The following is a 17,511-nucleotide window of genomic DNA, read 5'->3' as shown; positions in this document are numbered from 1 at the left end:
AATCTCGTCATGATTAGCCGCGAACGGCCTCCGCTAGCGGCCGCGCCGTGGCGGCGCCGATCTTCGCGGCGGCGCTCTGAATGAAGCCGCCGCCGAGCACGCGCGCCTGCCCCGAGGGCGCATCATAGAACACGCAGGCCTGGCCCGGCGAAACGCCCTCTTCGCCGGCGACGAGCTCGACCTCGTAATGACCGTTGCCACCGCGCAGCCACGCCGGCTGCGGCGCACGGGTCGAGCGCACGCGCACGAACATCTCGAGGCCGCCGCCGACCGCGCGGTCGATGTCGCCGTCGCCGATCCAGTTGACGTCGCGCAGCACGATGCGGTGCATCTTCAGCGCATCGCGCGGGCCGACCACGACGCGGCGGTTGGCTGCGTCCAGCCGCACCACGAACAGCGGCGCGCCGGAGGCGATGCCGAGGCCGCGGCGCTGGCCGACGGTGAAATTGGCTATGCCGTGATGCTGGCCGAGCACGCGGCCACCGAGATCGACGATGTCACCCGGATCCATCGCGTTCGGCCGCAGGCGGGTGATGATGTCGGTGTAGCGGCCCGTCGGCACGAAACAGATGTCCTGGCTGTCGTGCTTGTCGGCGACCGCTAGCCCAAAGCGGCGGGCGAGCTCGCGCGTCTCGGGCTTGGTCATGTTGCCGAGCGGGAAGCGCAAGTAGTCGAGCTGCTCGCGCGTGGTCGCGAACAGAAAGTAGCTCTGGTCGCGCTCGGCATCGGCCGCGCAGGTCAGCGCGCGGGAGCCGTCAGGCCTGCGGCGCGAGGCGACATAGTGGCCGGTGGCGAGTGCGGTCGCCCCGAGCTCGCGCGCGGTCTTGAGAAGATCGCGGAACTTGACGGAGCGGTTGCACTCGATGCACGGCACCGGCGTCTCGCCGAGCGCGTAGCTATCGGCGAAATTGTCGATGACTGACTCGCGAAAACGATCTTCGTAATCGAGCACGTAATGGGGAATGCCGAGCTTGGCGGCGACATCGCGGGCGTCGTGGATGTCCTGGCCGGCGCAGCAGGCGCCCTTGCGATGGGTTGCGGCGCCGTGGTCGTAGAGCTGGAGCGTGATGCCGACGACGTCGTAGCCTTCCGCCTTCAACAACGCAGCCGTCGTCGAGGAATCGACGCCGCCCGACATGGCGACGACGACCCTGGTGTCCTGCGGACGGCCTTCAAGATCCAGACTGTTGAGCATGGCTTGCGGTTGTTGAATGCGACTGCGACGGCTGACGTTTCCGCGTTTTTCCGGTGCCTTTGGCCGGGACACCCGCAGTCCCGGGGAACTCTGGTTCCCCCAGGGACGGCTTGCCCGATCGAAAGCGGCTGAGAACTACCCTTTAATATAGGCCGCATTCCGGTGAAGCAATCACGGGCGGGGCCCACTTAGGGCAATTCTTGCCGGGAGGCAGAAATGGCGCGGTCGCTGAGGGCCTGATGGCGCCGCCGCCATTTCTTTAAGTATTTGTTTTTTTACATAAAATTTCGTCGCGCGGGCTGGCCCGCTCCTTGCTACCCGTTCTCCGAAGATGTTTTCAAGGGGCTTTGGTGTGGTCGGTGTGACGTCAGATGTAGCTGCCAGCGTGCCTGTTCCGAGCGCGCCGCAGAAGCCTGCCCGGTCGCAGGGCGCGCAAGGCGCGTCCGCCAACGACTCCTTTGGTGCGCTGGTGGACAGCAACACGGCCGCGATCAGCAACAATGCAGCGTCGTCGTCGACGCAAGACACCGCGCCGCGCCGCACCGACCAGACGTCGTCGTCCTCCGACAAGGGCACGCGCGACGCCTCATCGACCGACCAGTCCTCGCAGAGCAAGGCGAGCGACAACACCGATTCATCGGCGCCAGCGAGCGACAATACGTCCGCCACCACCAAGGCAAGCGACAAGCCCAAGGACAAGACGGAAACCACCAAGGCGTCCGGCAAGTCCGGGGAGACCAAGGGCGACAAGAGCAACGATGCCGACGGACTCGCCACCGCCGTCGATGCCGCGTCCACCGTGCAGCCGGATGCGACGCAGCCAGCCACGCCCGATCCGAACGCGATCGTCGTTGCCGCCCCCGTGGTGCCGACCGATCCGAACGCGGCGGCGGGCCAGGCCGCCAGCAATTCCTCTTCGCCGCTGACGATCGCCGCCGCCGGCATCGCCGCCAGCGCCACGACCGCGGCGCAGATCGCAGGCAACAAGACCGATACGGCAACGCCCGGCGACAAGAGCGCGAAGACTGCGGGTGCCACCGTGAGCGCGGACACCACGACGACGCTTGCGGATGCCGCGACTGGAACGACCGACACGACGGCGACCGATGCCAAGGGCAACGGCGCGCTGATCGCCGCCGTCGACCAGGGCACGCCAAAGACTTCGTTCAAGGCCGTCTCTACCGCACAAGGACAGACCGACGTCTCCAATATCGGCCAGGACACCGGCAAGACAGGCACCACCGCGCAAAATCCCGCGACTGCCACGAATCCCAGCGCAGCCGCGCATCCGCAAGCCGCCAAGCCGCAGGCCGACGCAGGCGCGACCGATGCGAAGGCAGGCGCATCCGATCGCGCCACCGATGCGACGCCGGGCACGCCGACGACCCACGCCCACGCCGGCGCACAGGCCAGCGTCACTCCGACGGACACCAGCGCGCAGGCCGCTTCCGCCGTGCAGACGCCGATGACCACGACGATGTCGGCCGCGACCGCATCCACCGCGACGCTCACCGCGACCGCGGCAACCGCCACTGCCGTGCCGATCAGCGGCGTGCCGATCGAGATCGCGGCGGCCGCGCGCGCCGGAAAAACCCGCTTCGACATCAGCCTCGATCCGGCCGAGCTTGGCCGCATCGACGTGCGCATCAACGTCGACCGCAACGGCCAGGTCACCTCGCATCTCACCGTCGAGAAGCCGGAGACGCTGTCGATGCTGAAGCAGGATGCGCCGCAATTGCAGCGCGCGCTCGACGACGCGGGCCTGAAGACCGGCAACAACGGCCTGTCGTTCAGTCTGCGCGACCAGAACGCTTCAGGCCAGAACTCCGGCAACAACAACGACAATGGCGGCAATGCCCGCCGGCTGATCATCAGCGAAGAGGATGCGGCTCCGGCCGCGCCCGTTGGACGCAGCTATGGCCGCATGCTCGGATCGAGCAGCGGCGTCGACATCAGAGTGTGAGGAGTATTCGCCATGACCACCACGAATGCCGCCACCGCCCCTTCGGTCGTTTCCGGTACGACCCCGACGTCATCGTCGTCATCGTCGTCCAATTCGAGCCTCAGCTCGACGACGGGATCGACGCTGGCCGGCAACTTCCAGACCTTTCTGACGCTGCTCACCACGCAGCTGCAGAACCAGAACCCGCTCGATCCGCTCGACACCAACCAGTTCACCCAGCAGCTCGTGCAGTTCGCCGGCGTCGAGCAGCAGCTCAAGACCAACGACTCGCTCGCTCAGCTCGTCAGCCTGCAGCAGACCACGCAGGCGACCCAGGCGCTCGGCTTCGTCGGCAAGACCGCCGTGGTCGACGGCACGACCGCGACGATGACCAACTCGTCCGCGACCTGGCATCTCAGCGTGCCGACCAGTGCGACCGTCGACATCTCGATCGCCAACTCCAGCGGCCAGACCGTCTTCACCGGCAAATATACCGCCGGCGCCGGCAGCGACATTCCGTTCACCTGGAACGGCCAGGGCAATGACGGCACGCAGTGGCCCGACGGCAAGTACACGATCTCGGCGACCGGCAAGGACATCGCGAACAACAATGTCGGCATCGCCGCGCAGGTCCAGGGCACGGTGTCCTCGGTGGACCTGACGCAGTCGCCGCCGCTGCTGACGATCGACGGCAACAGCTACACGGTCAGCCAGGTCAAGAGCATCGTCGGCAGCAGCAACTAAGGCTCGTGCGAGGTGTGTCACCTCTTCCCAGCGGGGAGAGGTGGATCAGAGTTCTGGGCTCGCGCCGGGCCCGCCAAAAGTCATTCGGGCCAACATTTACATGAATCGGTTCCCGTTCGCCTCAAACCAATGCACGCCGAACGAGTAGCCGAGGAAGTCGAAGCGTACCTTCTGCCCCGCTTGGCCGGCCAGGACCTTATGTCCCGCCCGCCGGGCCGGTTGTGTTCCCGTCATTTTCAACGAGAATTGTATTGAAGCCTTAGGCTTAGCCAATTTTTAAGCCGGTGGGCGTAAGGTTTTCGGCGTGAGTTCAGTGGTTGAGAGTTTGTGAGTACGCCATGACAGAACCCCATCGCCCGAGGGTAAAATACGTCATCGGGCCGGACGGCAGTCCGCTGACGATCGCGGATCTGCCTGCGCCCGGCACCAAACGCTGGGTCATCCGCCGCAAGGCTGAAGTCGTCGCCGCTGTGCGTGGCGGACTTCTGTCCCTGGAGGAGGCCTGCAGCCGTTACACCCTGACGGTCGACGAATTCCTCTCCTGGCAGTTTTCCATCGACCAGCACGGTCTGGCGGGCCTTCGCACCACCCGCATCCAGCAATATCGCCAGTAAGCGATTCGGAAATCTGCAGCTTTTGATCAAAATCGGCCTCGCCGTGCGAGGCCGATTTTTTTTCATGTCGCCACTTTTGTCCCACCTCTTAACCTTCGTTAACCATATCGAAACCATCACCTAGGCAATAATTGCCCAGTCGGCCTTCCTGGGAATGCGGCCGAATTTGTCGGGGCGGTTGCTTGCAAGGTCTGGTTGACTTCCTGAAAGGTATCGGCGCCGCCCGGTTCGGGGCAATGATCGCGGTCACTGCCGCGCTCATCGGCTTCTTCGCGTTCGTCATCATGCGCGTCACCACGCCGCAGATGACGACGCTGTTCACCGACCTCAGCGTCGAGGATTCCTCCAGCATCATCAAGGACCTGGAACGCCAGGGCATCCAGTTCGAGCTGCGCAATGAAGGCAGCATCATCATGGTGCCGAAGGACAAGGTCACGCGGCTGCGGATGAAGCTCGCCGAGGGCGGCCTGCCCAAGGGCGGCGGCGTCGGCTACGAGGTGTTCGACAAGTCGGATGCGCTCGGCACCACCAGCTTCGTCCAGAACATCAATCATCTGCGCGCGCTGGAAGGCGAGCTCGCCCGCACCATCCGCGCCATCGACCGCATCCAGGCCGCCCGTGTCCACCTCGTGCTGCCGGAGCGGCCGCTGTTCTCGCGCGAGGCGCCGGAGCCGTCCGCCTCGATCGTGCTGCGCGTGCGCGGCTCGCTGGAAGCCCAGCAGATCCGCGCCATCCGCCACCTCGTCGCCTCCGCCGTGAACGGGCTGAAGCCGCAGCGGGTCTCGGTCGTCGACGAGGCCGGCCAGTTGCTCGCCGACGGCGCCGCGACCGATCCGGAGCAGGCGCTCGGCGACGAGCGCCGCATCGCCTTCGAAAAGCGCATGCGCAAGCAGGTCGAGGACATCGTGTCCTCCGTGGTCGGCTCGGGTCGCGCCCGCGTGCAGCTCTCCGCCGATTTTGACTTCAACAAGATCACCCAGACCTCGGACAGGTTCGATCCCGAGGGCCGCGTGCTGCGCTCGAGCCAGACCCGCGAAGAGTCGAGCCTCACCGCCGACAATAACGGCCAGGTCACCGTCAACAACGAGCTGCCGGGCAACCAGCAGAACAGCGGCGTGGCGGCGAAGGACCAGAGCAAGAAGACCGAAGAGACCAACAATTACGAGATCTCCCGCACCACCAAGACCGAGGTGACCGAGGCGGGCCGGGTCAACCGTATCTCGGTCGCGGTGCTGGTCGACGGCATCTACTCCAAGAACGAGAAAGGCGAGCAGGTCTACCAGGACCGCACCAAGGAGCAGCTCGACCGCATCGCGACCCTGGTGCGTTCGGCGATCGGTTTCGACCAGAAGCGCGGCGACCAGGTCGAGGTCGTCAACCTGCGCTTTGCCGACGCGCCCTCCACTGCTCCGATCGGAGAGCCCTCTGGCTTCCTCGGCATGCTGCAGTTCACCAAGGACGACGTCATGTACTTCGTCGAGCTCGGCGTGATGATGCTGCTCGGCCTCATCGTGATGTTCATGGTCATCCGTCCGCTGGTCAAACGCATCCTGGCCTCCGACGAAGTCGCCGCCGCCATCAGCGGAGTCCTCGCCGGCCCCGCCAGCGGCGAGGCCGCGCCGGCTGCGGGCGGCCAGGCGCTGCTGCCGGGCGGTAGCACCGCCGCGAGCGCGATCGACGTCGCCACGATCCAGGGCCAGGTCCACGCCCAGTCCGTTCATCGCGTCGGCGAGCTCGCCGAGCGCAACCCCAACGAAACCGTCGCCATCATCCGCCAGTGGCTGACCGAACCCGCGAAATGATTGAGAAGTGAACTGACATGGCCGCCTCCCTGCAAAACGCCAACTCCAACGACATCACCAGCGTGATCTCGACGCTGGGTGCCCGCGCCGGCAATCGCGCGGGCGGCGCCAAGACCGGGCAAATGCCCGGACCGCGGCGGGCCGCGATCCTGATGCTGGCGCTGGGCGAGCAGTATGGCGGCAAGATCTGGTCGCTGCTCGACGACGACGAGGTGCGCCAGCTCTCGCTCGAAATGTCGACGCTCGGCACCGTCGAGGTCGACACGGTCGAGGACATGCTGCTCGAATTCGTCTCGCGCATGTCGGCCTCGGGCGCGCTGATGGGCAATTTCGACGCCACCGAGCGGCTGCTGCAGCAGTACCTGCCGCCGGAGCGCGTCAACGGCATCATGGACGAGATCCGCGGCCCCGCCGGCCGCAACATGTGGGAGAAGCTCTCCAACGTGCAGGAAGAGGTTCTCGCCAACTATTTGAAGAACGAATATCCGCAGACCATTGCGGTGGTGCTGTCCAAGCTGAAGCCGGAGCACGCCGCGCGCGTGCTCGGCATCCTGCCCGAAGAGCTCGCGCTCGACGTTGTCGGTCGCATGCTGAAGATGGAGGCGGTGCAGAAGGAGGTGATCGAGAGCGTGGAGAAGACGCTGCGCACTGAGTTCATGTCCAACCTGTCGCAGACCCGCCGCCGCGACGCGCACGAGGTGATGGCCGAAATCTTCAACAATTTCGACCGCCAGACCGAAACCCGCTTCATCACCTCGCTGGAAGAGGAGAACCGGGAATCGGCCGAGCGCATCAAGGCGCTGATGTTCACCTTCGACGACCTCGTCAAGCTCGATTCCGGCTCGGCCCAGACCCTGATGCGCAACGTCGACAAGGACAAGCTCGGCGTCGCGCTCAAGAGCGCCAACGAGGACGTCCGCAACTTCTTCTTCGGCAACATGTCCTCGCGCGCGGCGAAGATGCTCCAGGACGACATGGCCGCGATGGGACCGGTGCGCCTGCGTGACGTCGACGAGGCACAGGCCCTCCTCGTCAATCTCGCCAAGGACCTCGCCGCCAAGGGCGAGATCATGCTGACCAAGAACCGCGCCGACGACGAGCTGGTGTACTGATGGCGGCACCCGCGAAATTCCTGTTCGACACCGACTTCGCCGCGCCCGACCGGACGCGGGAGAAGGCGGCGTCGGCCGCCGAGATCGCGCAGAAGGTCGCCGAGGCCGAGGCGCGCGCCTATCAGGACGGCTTTGCCGCCGGCCAGCGCGAGGCCAAGGCGGAAAGCGACCGCCGCATCGCGCTCGCCATGGAAGAGATCAACATCGCGATCAGGGGCATCGCCTCCGGCATGGGCGGCATCGAGGCCAGGATGGAGACCGAGGCGGTCGACGTCGCGGTGGCCGTCGCGCGCAAGCTGTGCGCCGAGCTCGTCGCCGCCGAGCCGCTCGGGGAAATCATCGCCCTGGTCAGGGATTGCTTCTCGCATCTGGTCGCGACGCCGCATCTCGTCGTCCGCATCAACGACGCGCTCTATGACAGCGCGCGCGAGAAGATCGAGCGGCTCGCCAAGCAGAGCGGCTTCGAAGGCAGGCTGGTGATCCTGGCCGAGCCCGAGATTGCGACCGGCGACTGCCGGATCGAATGGGCCGATGGCGGCGTCGTGCTGGAGCGCGGCGCCATCGCGGCCAAGATCGACGAAATGGTCGGACGCTATATCGCGTCCCGCAGGGGGAGCTAAACCATGAGCGACAGCGACGGACAGGTCCCGCTGCCCGATCTCAACGGCCCGATGCCGCCGGCCGGCACCGATGTCGGCTACAACGAGGACGAATATGCGGCCCGCGTTGCCGCTGACCTCGAGGCCGTGTTCGACGTGCCGGTGCAGGTCTCGGCCGTGCTCGGCCGCTCCAAGATGGATGTCGGCGAGCTTCTGAAGCTCGGGCCCGGCACCGTGCTCGAGCTCGACCGCCGCGTCGGCGAGGCCATCGACATCTACGTCAACAACCGTCTCGTCGCCCGCGGCGAGGTGGTGCTGGTCGAAGACAAGCTCGGCGTGACCATGACCGAAATCATCAAGACCGAACGAGGTTGATTATTTTCAGCATGATCTTCTCGGAAAACCGCTACGCACTTTGCGCTAACGCGGCCCTCCGGGTCCGGATCATGCTGTTGCGCAATCGCAGGGAATAGCGCGCGGCAGCGCGGACAGACGGACAGGAGACTGACATGCGGCTTCTCATCGTTGGCACTCTGAAGGGCCAGCTCACCACCGCCACCAAGATCGCGATGGAGAACGGCGCCACCGTGACCCATGCCGAGGATCACGAGCAGGCGATGCGCGTCCTGCGCGGCGGCAAGGGCGCCGATCTCCTGCTGGTCGATGTTGCCCTCGACATCCGCGACCTCGTGATGCGGCTGGAGGCCGAGCACATCCACGCTCCGATCGTCGCCTGCGGCATCACCAACGACGCCCGCGCCGCGGTCGCGGCGATCCACGCCGGGGCCAAGGAATACATCCCGCTGCCGCCGGAGCCGGAGCTGATCGCCGCGGTGCTCGCAGCCGTCGCCAACGATTCCCGCGAGCTGATCTATCGCGACGACGCCATGGCGAAGGTGATCAAGCTCGCTCAGCAGATCGCCGGCTCCGACGCCTCGGTGATGATCACCGGCGAATCCGGCACCGGCAAGGAGGTGCTGGCCCGCTACGTCCACATGCGCTCGGCGCGCGCCAAGCGCCCGTTCATCTCGATCAACTGTGCCGCGATCCCCGAGCATCTGCTGGAGTCCGAGCTGTTCGGCCACGAGAAGGGCGCCTTCACCGGCGCGGTCGCCCGCCGCATCGGCAAGTTCGAGGAGGCGACCGGCGGCACTCTGCTGCTCGACGAAATCTCCGAGATGGATGTCCGCCTGCAGTCAAAACTCCTCCGCGCGATCCAGGAGCGCGTGATCGACCGCGTCGGCGGCACGCGTCCGGTGCCGGTCGACATCCGCATCATCGCGACCTCGAACCGCAACCTGGCGGAGGCGGTGCGCGAAGGCACCTTCCGCGAGGACCTCCTGTTCCGCCTCAACGTCGTGAACCTGAAGATCCCGCCGCTGCGCGAGCGCCCCGCCGATATCCTCGAGCTCGCCCAGCATTTCGTGAAGAAATACGCCGACGCCAACGGCGTGCCGCTGCGCCCGATCTCGGCGGAAGCGCGCCGCGTGCTCTCCACCAACCGCTGGCAGGGCAACGTCCGCGAACTCGAAAACACCATGCACCGCGCGGTGCTGATGGCGCAGGGCGACGAGATCGGGGCTGACGCCATCATCACCCCGGACGGCGACCGCCTCGACATCGCCAGGACCGCACCGGCCGTGGCGCATGCCACCATGGCGGCCGAGCAGGTGACGCGCGCTCTTGTGGGGCGCACCGTCGCCGACGTCGAGCGCGACCTGATCCTGGAGACGCTGAAGCACTGCCTCGGCAACCGCACCCACGCCGCCAACATCCTCGGCATCTCGATCCGCACGCTGCGCAACAAGCTCAACGAATACGCCGACGGCGGCATCCCGATCCCGCCCGCCGGCACCCCCGGCGAATATCCGCGCATGCCGGTGATGGGGGCGTAGGCGGCGCTCAGCTGCAGAGTTCAAAAGGCGCGGATGCCCGGGATAAAGTCCCGGGCATTTCTCTTTTGCAGCCGAGGATATGCAGGCGCCACACCTCCGGTGTCGTCCCGGCGAAGGCCGGGACCCAACCCCAGGGAGGAGTTTGGCGGAGACTCGTCGTTCGGGACTCCCACCGCCCACAATCGAGAAATTCCGCGGTATGGGTCCCGGCCTTCGCCGGGACGACATTGGGAAACTCTGCGTGTCCACACGCAACATCCCGTAGCCCGCATAAGCGCAGCGATATGCGGGGCATCCGTTTTGGGTTCTCCCGGATATCGCTTCGCTCATCCGGGGCTACGGGACCGGAGACATGGCCGCACCGCATTCGGCGACTAGGTCGGACGCATGGGACGCCCTATAAGCGCGTGGTGAGAACCACGCGAGGTGACAATGTCTGAGGCTCAAATCACGGAATGGCTGGCGTCGCAGCGGCAGGCGATGATCGATCTGCTCAGCGAGGTCGTGAACATCGATTCCGGATCCTATGACAAGGAAGGCGTCGATGCGGTCGGCGCGCGGTTCGAGCGGCATTTTTCCGAGCATGGCATTTCCACCTGGCGGGAGGCCCACGGCACCTTCGGCGATGCGATTCATGCTGAGGTCGCCAAGCCCGGCAGCAACGAGAAGCCGGTGCTGTTGATGGGCCATCGCGACACGGTGTTCTCCAAAGGCGAGACCGGACGGCGCCCGTTCACGATTCGGGACAAGCGTGCCTACGGGCCCGGCGTCGCCGACATGAAGGCCGGTCTTGTCATGAACGTGTTCGTGGCCGCGGCCTTCGCGAAATTCGGCGGCAATCCGCATCCGATCAAGGTGCTGATCACCTCGGACGAGGAGATCGCCTCGCCGTCGTCGCGGCCGGTGATCGAGCGCGAGGGACGCGCCGCACGCGCGGTCTACAATTCCGAGCCGGGCCGCCCGACCGGCAATATCGTCACAAGCCGCAAGGGCGGCATCTTCATGCATTTCGGTATCACGGGCAAAGCCGCGCATTCCGGCGCCAATTTCGCCGCCGGCGTCAGCGCGATCGGCGAGCTCGCGCACAAGATCGTCCAGATCCACGCGTTGACTGATCTCACCAAGGGCATCACGCTCAATGTCGGCCTGGTCTCGGGTGGCCAGTCCGTCAACACGACGGCACCTTATGCGGAAGGACAGATCGATCTGCGCTACATCGATCCGGCCGATCGCGCGACGGTGATGGCCGAGATCGAACGGATCATCGCCACGCCTTACGTGCCGGGTACCAGCGCCGTGCTGACGGTCAAGGGCGAATTCCTGCCGGCGGTGCAGAGCGCGGACTCGAAGGCGCTGTTCGAGGGTTACCAGGCGGCGGCAAGAGACGTCGGCCTCACCACGCTCCAGGGCGAGTTCTCCGGCGGCTGCGCCGATTCCGGCTTCACCGCGGCGGTCGGCGCGCCGACCATCTGCGGCCTCGGGCCGGTGGGCGGGCTCGCGCATACGCCGGAGGAATATCTCGAGCTCGACAGCATCGTCCCCCGCGCGCAGGCGCTGGCGCTGGCGATCTTGCGGAGCTAATCGCCACTCGTCATGCCCGGGCTTGACCCGGGCATCCACGTCGCTCCGAAATCGCGGCTGCACGTGGATGGCCGGATCAAGCCCGGCCATGACGAGAGAGTGCGTAGGGTGGGCAAAGCGAAGCGTGCCCACCAACTCTGTCGCGGTCGTGGACAGATGGTGGGCACGGCGCGGTGCGCCTTTGCCCACCCTACGAGAGCTCACGAATAGCTCGGCGCGTCGGGCTTGCGGAAGATGTGGATGGGATCGCCGGGAATAATGGGCTGGCCGCGGAACGTCGCATAGGCGTACAGCGCGAGATAGGCGATCGCCAGCGCGCCGACGGCGTAGAAGGCTAGGATCGCGACGCGCTTCATCGTTCCGCTCCAATGCCTTCCCGGCGGGGAGGCTCAAGGGAGCGCTTCTAGAGCGATGACGGGTAAAAGGCCAGCGGCGATCAAATGCCGCGCCGGACGCGGGTGGGAACGCTGACGTCCGCAAGCCTTGCCCCGTCTTCGTCCTGGTCGACCGCCACATATTGACCATGCCAATAGGCCAGCGCGGCGCTGCGCGTCGAGCTCTTGATGTGCCGCACCCGCCCGATCACGATGCCGTGCGAATGCCGTTCGAGGATCTCCTCGACCTCGCAATCAAAGGCTGACAGCGCGCCGAGCAGCAGGGGAACGCCCGAGACGCCTGTCACCCACTGGGCGCCGGCGAAACGATCGGCGCCCTTCAGTCCGCCCTTGCCGGCAAAGCGCTCGGCGATGTCGAGTTGATCTGCATTGAGGATGTTCACGCCGAAGGCGCCGTGACGCCGGATCAGCGGAAAGGACGACGCGTCGCGATTGATGCTGACGAGCAGCGTCGGCGGATCGACCGAAAGCGAGGTCACCGAGGTGACCGTCATGCCGGTGATGTCCCTCCCCCGACCAGCCGTGATGACGCTGACGCCGCCGGTCAGGTGGCGCATGGCTCCGCGGAAATCGGCGGACGGGACAGGAGTATCGGTCATGAGATCGCGGGGAACTACATTCATGGCATGCTCCCCGAAGCGGGGTTCCTCTTCATTTAGGTACGATCGTCCGCCGACAAAAGGTGGCTCAGGATCGAGCCTTCGAGGCCAGCGAGTTCGACGGAGCCACGCTCGCGCGGCCGGGCTGCGTTAACCAAGACATCATGGGCGATGCGGCCCTCCTCGATCACCAGCACCCGGTCAGCCAAGGCAACCGCCTCGGAGACGTCATGGGTGACCAGGATCGCGGTAAAGCCCTGGTCGCGCCAGACCCGCTCCAGAAGCCGCTGCATCGAGATGCGGGTCAGCGCATCAAGTGCGCCGAGCGGCTCGTCGAAGGCGAGCACGCGCGGACGGGAGACCAGCGCACGCGCCAGCGCCACGCGCTGCTTCTGTCCGCCCGACAGCACCGAGGGCCACTGGCCGCGCTTGTCGGCAAGCCCGACCTCGCTCAGCGCCTTCTCCGCGCGCGACTGTGCGTCGCCGGAGGCGCGATCGCGACCGAGGCCGACCTTGACGTTCGCGAGCACCCGGGCCCAGGGCAGCAGCCGCGGCTCCTGAAACATCACGCGAATGTCCTCAGGCTGGACCTGATCGCCGAAGCTGATGCTGCCGGCATCTACCTTTTCCAGGCCGGCGATGAGGCGCAGCAGCGTGCTCTTGCCGCAGCCGCTTTTTCCAACGATCGCGACGAACTGGCCGGCGGGAATGTGCAGGTCGATGCCGCGCAGGACTTCATTGTCGCCGAACGACTTGCGCAAGCCGCGGATGCTGAGCGGCAGGCCGCTCGTGTGCACCGGGCGCTCCTCGCGCACGACGCGGGCATGCGGCGCGAAATTGGCGCGGCTTGCGAGCCCGGTCTCGGGAAGGGAGGTGCGAAGGGCTGTCTGCATATCACTCTCAACGTTTCTGGAAAGCGGGGTGCCAGGCGAGCGTCAGGCGCTCCAGCACACGGGAAGCGCTGTCGGCAAGCTTGCCGAGCAGCGCGTAGATCAGGATCGAGAGCACGACGACGTCGATCAGCATGAACTCGCGCGCCTGCATTGCCATGTAGCCGAGGCCCGAGGATGCCGCGATCGTCTCGGCGACGATCAGGGTCAGCCACATGATGCCGAGCGCGAAGCGGATGCCGACGAAGATCGAGGGCAGCGCGCCCGGGAAGATGACCCGGCGGAACAATTCGCCGTCGGTCATGCCGTAGATGCGGCCCATCTCGATGAGCTGGGGATCGACGGTGCGGATGCCGTGCAGCGTGTTGAGATAGATCGGGAAGAAGACGCCGAGCGCCACCAAGAACAGCTTTGCGCTCTCGTCGATGCCGAACCAGAGGATGACCAGCGGGATCAGCGCGAGGTGCGGCACGTTGCGCACCATCTGGAGCGTGGTGTCGGTGAGTTTTGCCGAGAGCTGCGACAGGCCGTTGGCGAGGCCGAAAGCGAAGCCGATGCTGCCGCCGATCAGGAAACCGATCGAGGCGCGCCAGAACGAGACCCAGATGTTGCGGACGAGCTCGCCGGAGAGCAGGAGCTTCCATCCCGCGAGCACGACGTCGCTCGGCGCCGGCAAGACGCGCGTCGGCACGAAACCGGTAACGCAGGCAAGTTGCCAGATGGCGATGATGGCGAGCGGCACGATCCACTGGATCAGGCCGTCGACGCGCGGCAGGCGGACGCTGCGTGGGAAGGAAACGCTGTCGATCAGGCTCATGACTGCGACACCTGCTGTTGCGGACGGAAATCGCTGCCAACGGTTTCGCCGAAGGGCCCGCCATTGAAATGAAGCTTCGTCACGTTGCTCGGCTGCTCCAGCGAGAGCAGCGGGAAGACCAGCTCGGCGAAGCGGTAGGCTTCTTCCAGATGCGGGTAGCCCGACATGATGAAGGTATCGATGCCGAGGTCCTGATACTCCTTGATGCGCGCGGCGACCGTCTTGGCATCGCCGACCAGCGCCGTGCCGGCTCCGCCGCGCACGAGGCCGACACCGGCCCACAGGTTAGGGCCGATCTCGAGCTTGTCGCGGTTGCCGCCATGCAGTTGCGCCATGCGCTGCTGGCCAACCGAGTCCATGCGCGCGAAATTCTTCTGGGCGAGCGCGATAGTCTCGTCGCTGACGTGCTTGATCAGATCGTTAGCGGCTCGCCACGCTTCCTCATTGGTCTCGCGGACGATGACGTGCAGGCGGATGCCGAAGGAGAGCTTTCGGCCGCGTGCGCCAGCGACCGCCCTCACCTTCGCGATCTTATCGGCGACTAAAGCCGGCGGCTCGCCCCAGGTCAGATATTTGTCGACGGCGTCGACGGCGACGTCGATGCCGGCATCCGACGAGCCGCCGAAATAAAGCGGCGGGCGTGGCGACTGCACCGGATGGAATAGCAGCTTGCCAGCCTCGATGTGGATGTGCTTGCCCTCGACGTTCACCGTCCTGCCCGCGAGCAGGTCGCTATAGACATTCAGGAACTCACGGGTGACCTCGTAGCGCTCGTCATGGGCGAGGAAGATGCCGTCGCCCTTGTTCTCGACGGGATCGCCGCCAGTGACGACGTTGACGAGCAGCCGCCCGTTCGAGATGCGATCGAGCGTTGCGGTCATGCGCGCAGCAACGCTCGGCGACTGCAGGCCGGGCCTGACCGCCACGAGATAGCGCAGGCGTTCGGTGAACGGCGCGACGCTGGAGGCGACGATCCAGGAATCCTCGCAGCTCCGCCCGGTCGGCAGCAGCACGCCGTAATAGCCGAGCTGATCCGCCGCCTGCGCGATCTGGCGCAGATAGTTGAAGTTGACCTCGCGGCCACCGATGCCGGTGCCGCGATAACGGCCGTCGCCGTGGGTCGGCAGGAACCAGAGAATGTTGGCATTACCTTGCTTGCTCATGATCCTGGCCTCCGCGCCACGTCGGAAATCTTGATTGCTTTCGGGATCAGGTTGAGCGCGAAAAACGCATCCGCAACCTGCTGCTGATCAGCGATGACCACATCGGTGATCGGCTTGATGCCGTAGGACTGACGCTTGAGCGCCACCTCGACCACGGGGACCGACAATCCGATCGATGGCGCCAATTGCTCGGCGACCGCGTGGATGTCGCTCCTCGCCCAGTCATCGACCGCGCTCAGCTCGGCCAGCACGGCGTCGACGATTTTCGGATTGGCCTCGAGGAATTTCTTCGATGAGAAATAGAATTGGTAGTTCGAGACGATGTTGCTGCCATCAGTCAGCGTCCGCGCGCCCGTGGCGGCTTCCGCCGCCGCCTGGAACGGATCCCAGATCACCCAGGCATCGACCGCACCGCGCTCGAAGACGGCGCGCGCATCGGCCGGAGCCAGGAAGACCGGCTCGATTTCCGAATATTTGACGCCCGCCTTCTCCAGCGCCTTGACCAGCAGATAGTGAACGTTGGAGCCCTTGTTGAGCGCGACCTTCTTGCCCTTGAGTTCGGCGACCGACTTCAACGGGCTGTCCTTCGGCACCAGGATCGCCTCGCCCTTCGGCGCCGCCGGCTCATAGGCGACATACTGGATCGGCGCGCCGGCGGCCTGCGCGAAGATCGGCGGGGCTTCGCCGGTGTTGCCGAAATCGATCGCGCCGACATTGAGCGCTTCGAGCAGCGGCGGACCCGACGGGAATTCGGTCCACACCACCTTGTAGCCTTCAGCCGCAAGCTTCGGCTCCAGCGTGCCCTTGCTCTTCAGCAGCACCAGCTTGCCGTATTTCTGGTAGCCGATGCGGACAACCTTGTCCTGGCCGTAGGACGTGCCGACCGCGGCCGCGACGATGCCGATCGACAGAACAATGGCCGCGATCAGACGCTGGATGATACGCCTCATGTTCAAACCCTTTGAATTGGGAAGATTGGTCGGCACGATCAGGTCGCCGTGCTGCGCCAGACGATGTCGCGGATCACGATCGGCTTCGGGATCAGGCCGAGCTTGTGGAAGCGGTCGGCGACACCCTGTTGGGTCGCGACGATGTCGTCGGTGACGGGGCCGACCACGAAGGCTGAGCGGTTGGCCGCGATGGTCTGGATCTCCAGGGGAATGCCGGTTACCGCTGCCAGCGATTTGGCGACCTCGTCGCGGTGCAGCTCGGCCCATTTTGCGGTCGCGGTCGTTACGTCGACGATCTGTTGCAGGGTTGATCCGTGATTCTTCGCGAAATCGCGGTTGGCGATGTAGAAGGAGTTGGTCTTGGTGACCTCGCGCGCGTTGATCAGGATGCGCCCGTTCTGCTTGGTCTCGCCGATCGCGAAGTAGGGATCCCAGATCGCCCAGGCCTCGATACTGCCATTGGCAAACGCAGGCCCTGCGTCCGGCGGCGTCAGATAGACCGGCGTGATGTCGGCATAGGTGAGGCCCGCCTTCTCAAGCGTCTGCACCACGATGTTATGGGCGCTGGATCCCTTGGTGAAGCCGATGCGCTTTCCCTTCAACTCGGCGATCGAGCGGATCGCCGAGTCCTTCGGCACCAGGATGCCCTGGCCGTTAGTGATGGGCTGGCCCGCCGCATAGACGATCGCGGCGCCCGCGGCCTGGGCGAACACCGGCGGAGAATCTCCGACCGCGCCATAATCGACACTGCCGACATTCATCGCCTCCATCATCGGCGGTCCCGAGGAGAACTCGACCCACTTCACCTCGATGCCTTGCGGCGTGAAATGTTTTTCCAGCGCGGCCTGCTGGCGCGTGGTGACCAGCACGCCGTTCTTCTGGTAGCCGATACGAATTTCCTTCACGGTGGCTTGTGCATTCGCACGCGAGGCGAACGCGGCAGCGGCTGCCGTTCCAACGGAGAGTTTCAGAAAGTCCCGACGCTGCATTCCACACTCCCGGCCGCGAGCGGCCGTCATTCCTTGCGACGCGGGAATGATGGTGTGGGTCAGCGGAGCTGTCGAGACGGTCGGGAAAATAGCGATGCGAGCACTGCGCGTGCGGCAACGTGCATGATTAATCTTTCAATCGCTCGCGCTCATGCAGACGGATTTTTCCGCACGCGAATGTGAGGCAAGCACGGCCACAACATAAAATGCTGAAAACAACCCCA

17 protein-coding genes are annotated in these 17,511 nt (G+C 65.4%); 9 read left to right on the top strand and 8 right to left on the bottom strand.

All coding sequences use genetic code 11. The features are described from left to right. Window positions 1-13: 13 nt before the first annotated feature. Entirely contained in the window at window positions 14-1,195 is a 1,182-nt protein-coding gene (gene mnmA / locus AYJ54_RS24055; protein WP_063702736.1) for a tRNA 2-thiouridine(34) synthase MnmA, read from the bottom strand. A 352-nt stretch (window positions 1,196-1,547) separates the two neighbouring features. Here mnmA and AYJ54_RS24050 point away from each other — a divergent pair, with 352 nt between their 5' ends. The 9 genes from AYJ54_RS24050 (at window position 1,548) to AYJ54_RS24010 (ending at window position 11,484) form a co-directional block, all read left to right on the top strand. Next, a complete protein-coding gene (locus tag AYJ54_RS24050; RefSeq protein ID WP_063702734.1) occupies window positions 1,548-3,158 on the top strand; it encodes a flagellar hook-length control protein FliK in 1,611 nt (536 codons plus the stop codon). Between the two features lie 12 nt (window positions 3,159-3,170). Further along, entirely contained in the window at window positions 3,171-3,881 is a 711-nt protein-coding gene (locus AYJ54_RS24045; protein ID WP_063702732.1) for a flagellar hook assembly protein FlgD, read from the top strand. 338 nt (window positions 3,882-4,219) lie between these two features. Further along, a complete protein-coding gene (sciP, locus tag AYJ54_RS24040; protein WP_002714638.1) occupies window positions 4,220-4,495 on the top strand; it encodes a CtrA inhibitor SciP in 276 nt (91 codons plus the stop codon). Window positions 4,496-4,677: 182 nt separating this feature from the next. After that, on the top strand, window positions 4,678-6,297 hold the full coding sequence (gene fliF, locus AYJ54_RS24035; RefSeq protein ID WP_063702730.1) for a flagellar basal-body MS-ring/collar protein FliF: 1,620 nt from the start codon (window positions 4,678-4,680) through the stop codon (window positions 6,295-6,297). A 17-nt stretch (window positions 6,298-6,314) separates the two neighbouring features. Next, on the top strand, window positions 6,315-7,409 hold the full coding sequence (gene fliG, locus AYJ54_RS24030; RefSeq protein ID WP_063702728.1) for a flagellar motor switch protein FliG: 1,095 nt from the start codon (window positions 6,315-6,317) through the stop codon (window positions 7,407-7,409). Next, on the top strand, window positions 7,409-8,029 hold the full coding sequence (locus AYJ54_RS24025) for a FliH/SctL family protein (protein ID WP_063702726.1): 621 nt from the start codon (window positions 7,409-7,411) through the stop codon (window positions 8,027-8,029). Before fliG ends, AYJ54_RS24025 begins: the two co-directional genes overlap by 1 nt. Before the next feature lie 3 nt (window positions 8,030-8,032). Further along, window positions 8,033-8,383, top strand: a complete 351-nt coding sequence (gene fliN / locus AYJ54_RS24020; protein WP_063702724.1) for a flagellar motor switch protein FliN — start codon at window positions 8,033-8,035, stop codon at window positions 8,381-8,383. A gap of 134 nt (window positions 8,384-8,517) precedes the next feature. After that, window positions 8,518-9,903, top strand: coding sequence for a sigma-54-dependent transcriptional regulator FlbD (gene flbD, locus AYJ54_RS24015; protein WP_063702722.1), 1,386 nt, complete (start codon window positions 8,518-8,520; stop codon window positions 9,901-9,903). Window positions 9,904-10,335: 432 nt separating this feature from the next. Beyond that, window positions 10,336-11,484 (top strand): M20 family metallopeptidase, encoded by a 1,149-nt coding sequence (locus AYJ54_RS24010; RefSeq protein WP_063702720.1) that lies wholly within the window; start codon window positions 10,336-10,338, stop codon window positions 11,482-11,484. Between the two features lie 200 nt (window positions 11,485-11,684). On the opposite strand, the gene AYJ54_RS51385 is transcribed toward AYJ54_RS24010, so the two are convergent. The 7 genes from AYJ54_RS51385 to AYJ54_RS23980 form a co-directional block, all read right to left on the bottom strand. Then, entirely contained in the window at window positions 11,685-11,840 is a 156-nt protein-coding gene (locus AYJ54_RS51385; protein ID WP_201724249.1) for a hypothetical protein, read from the bottom strand. Window positions 11,841-11,920: 80 nt separating this feature from the next. After that, window positions 11,921-12,502 (bottom strand): flavin reductase family protein, encoded by a 582-nt coding sequence (locus AYJ54_RS24005; RefSeq protein WP_063702718.1) that lies wholly within the window; start codon window positions 12,500-12,502, stop codon window positions 11,921-11,923. Between the two features lie 32 nt (window positions 12,503-12,534). Beyond that, the gene (locus tag AYJ54_RS24000) at window positions 12,535-13,371 is read right to left on the bottom strand and encodes an ATP-binding cassette domain-containing protein (RefSeq protein ID WP_063702716.1); all 837 of its coding nucleotides are present in this window, start codon (window positions 13,369-13,371) and stop codon (window positions 12,535-12,537) included. 7 nt (window positions 13,372-13,378) lie between these two features. Beyond that, window positions 13,379-14,185 (bottom strand): aliphatic sulfonate ABC transporter permease SsuC, encoded by an 807-nt coding sequence (gene ssuC / locus AYJ54_RS23995; protein ID WP_063702713.1) that lies wholly within the window; start codon window positions 14,183-14,185, stop codon window positions 13,379-13,381. Continuing rightward, on the bottom strand, window positions 14,182-15,348 hold the full coding sequence (gene ssuD, locus AYJ54_RS23990) for an FMNH2-dependent alkanesulfonate monooxygenase (protein ID WP_063702711.1): 1,167 nt from the start codon (window positions 15,346-15,348) through the stop codon (window positions 14,182-14,184). The genes ssuC and ssuD overlap by 4 nt, the downstream gene beginning before the upstream one ends. Further along, window positions 15,345-16,298, bottom strand: coding sequence for a sulfonate ABC transporter substrate-binding protein (locus tag AYJ54_RS23985; protein WP_063702787.1), 954 nt, complete (start codon window positions 16,296-16,298; stop codon window positions 15,345-15,347). The genes ssuD and AYJ54_RS23985 overlap by 4 nt, the downstream gene beginning before the upstream one ends. Before the next feature lie 38 nt (window positions 16,299-16,336). After that, window positions 16,337-17,287, bottom strand: a complete 951-nt coding sequence (locus tag AYJ54_RS23980; protein WP_063702709.1) for a sulfonate ABC transporter substrate-binding protein — start codon at window positions 17,285-17,287, stop codon at window positions 16,337-16,339. Window positions 17,288-17,511: the final 224 nt, after the last annotated feature.

Origin of the sequence: Bradyrhizobium centrolobii, assembly GCF_001641635.1 — a bacterium.
Lineage (GTDB): Bacteria > Pseudomonadota > Alphaproteobacteria > Rhizobiales > Xanthobacteraceae > Bradyrhizobium > Bradyrhizobium centrolobii.
Note: the sequence above shows the minus strand (reverse complement) of the source record. Positions and strands in the feature narration are given on the sequence as shown.

Excerpts from the sequence above, each read along its gene's own strand:
- mnmA (WP_063702736.1), bottom strand. The coding sequence starts at position 1,195 with ATGCTCAACAGTCTGGATCTTGAAGGCCGTCCGCAGGACACCAGGGTC.
- AYJ54_RS24045 (WP_063702732.1), top strand. The coding sequence starts at position 3,171 with ATGACCACCACGAATGCCGCCACCGCCCCTTCGGTCGTTTCCGGTACG.
- sciP (WP_002714638.1), top strand. The coding sequence starts at position 4,220 with ATGACAGAACCCCATCGCCCGAGGGTAAAATACGTCATCGGGCCGGAC.
- fliG (WP_063702728.1), top strand. The coding sequence starts at position 6,315 with ATGGCCGCCTCCCTGCAAAACGCCAACTCCAACGACATCACCAGCGTG.
- AYJ54_RS24025 (WP_063702726.1), top strand. The coding sequence starts at position 7,409 with ATGGCGGCACCCGCGAAATTCCTGTTCGACACCGACTTCGCCGCGCCC.
- fliN (WP_063702724.1), top strand. The coding sequence starts at position 8,033 with ATGAGCGACAGCGACGGACAGGTCCCGCTGCCCGATCTCAACGGCCCG.
- flbD (WP_063702722.1), top strand. The coding sequence starts at position 8,518 with ATGCGGCTTCTCATCGTTGGCACTCTGAAGGGCCAGCTCACCACCGCC.
- AYJ54_RS24010 (WP_063702720.1), top strand. The coding sequence starts at position 10,336 with ATGTCTGAGGCTCAAATCACGGAATGGCTGGCGTCGCAGCGGCAGGCG.
- AYJ54_RS51385 (WP_201724249.1), bottom strand. The coding sequence starts at position 11,840 with ATGAAGCGCGTCGCGATCCTAGCCTTCTACGCCGTCGGCGCGCTGGCG.
- AYJ54_RS24005 (WP_063702718.1), bottom strand. The coding sequence starts at position 12,502 with ATGAATGTAGTTCCCCGCGATCTCATGACCGATACTCCTGTCCCGTCC.
- AYJ54_RS24000 (WP_063702716.1), bottom strand. The coding sequence starts at position 13,371 with ATGCAGACAGCCCTTCGCACCTCCCTTCCCGAGACCGGGCTCGCAAGC.
- ssuC (WP_063702713.1), bottom strand. The coding sequence starts at position 14,185 with ATGAGCCTGATCGACAGCGTTTCCTTCCCACGCAGCGTCCGCCTGCCG.
- ssuD (WP_063702711.1), bottom strand. The coding sequence starts at position 15,348 with ATGAGCAAGCAAGGTAATGCCAACATTCTCTGGTTCCTGCCGACCCAC.
- AYJ54_RS23985 (WP_063702787.1), bottom strand. The coding sequence starts at position 16,298 with ATGAGGCGTATCATCCAGCGTCTGATCGCGGCCATTGTTCTGTCGATC.
- AYJ54_RS23980 (WP_063702709.1), bottom strand. The coding sequence starts at position 17,287 with ATGCAGCGTCGGGACTTTCTGAAACTCTCCGTTGGAACGGCAGCCGCT.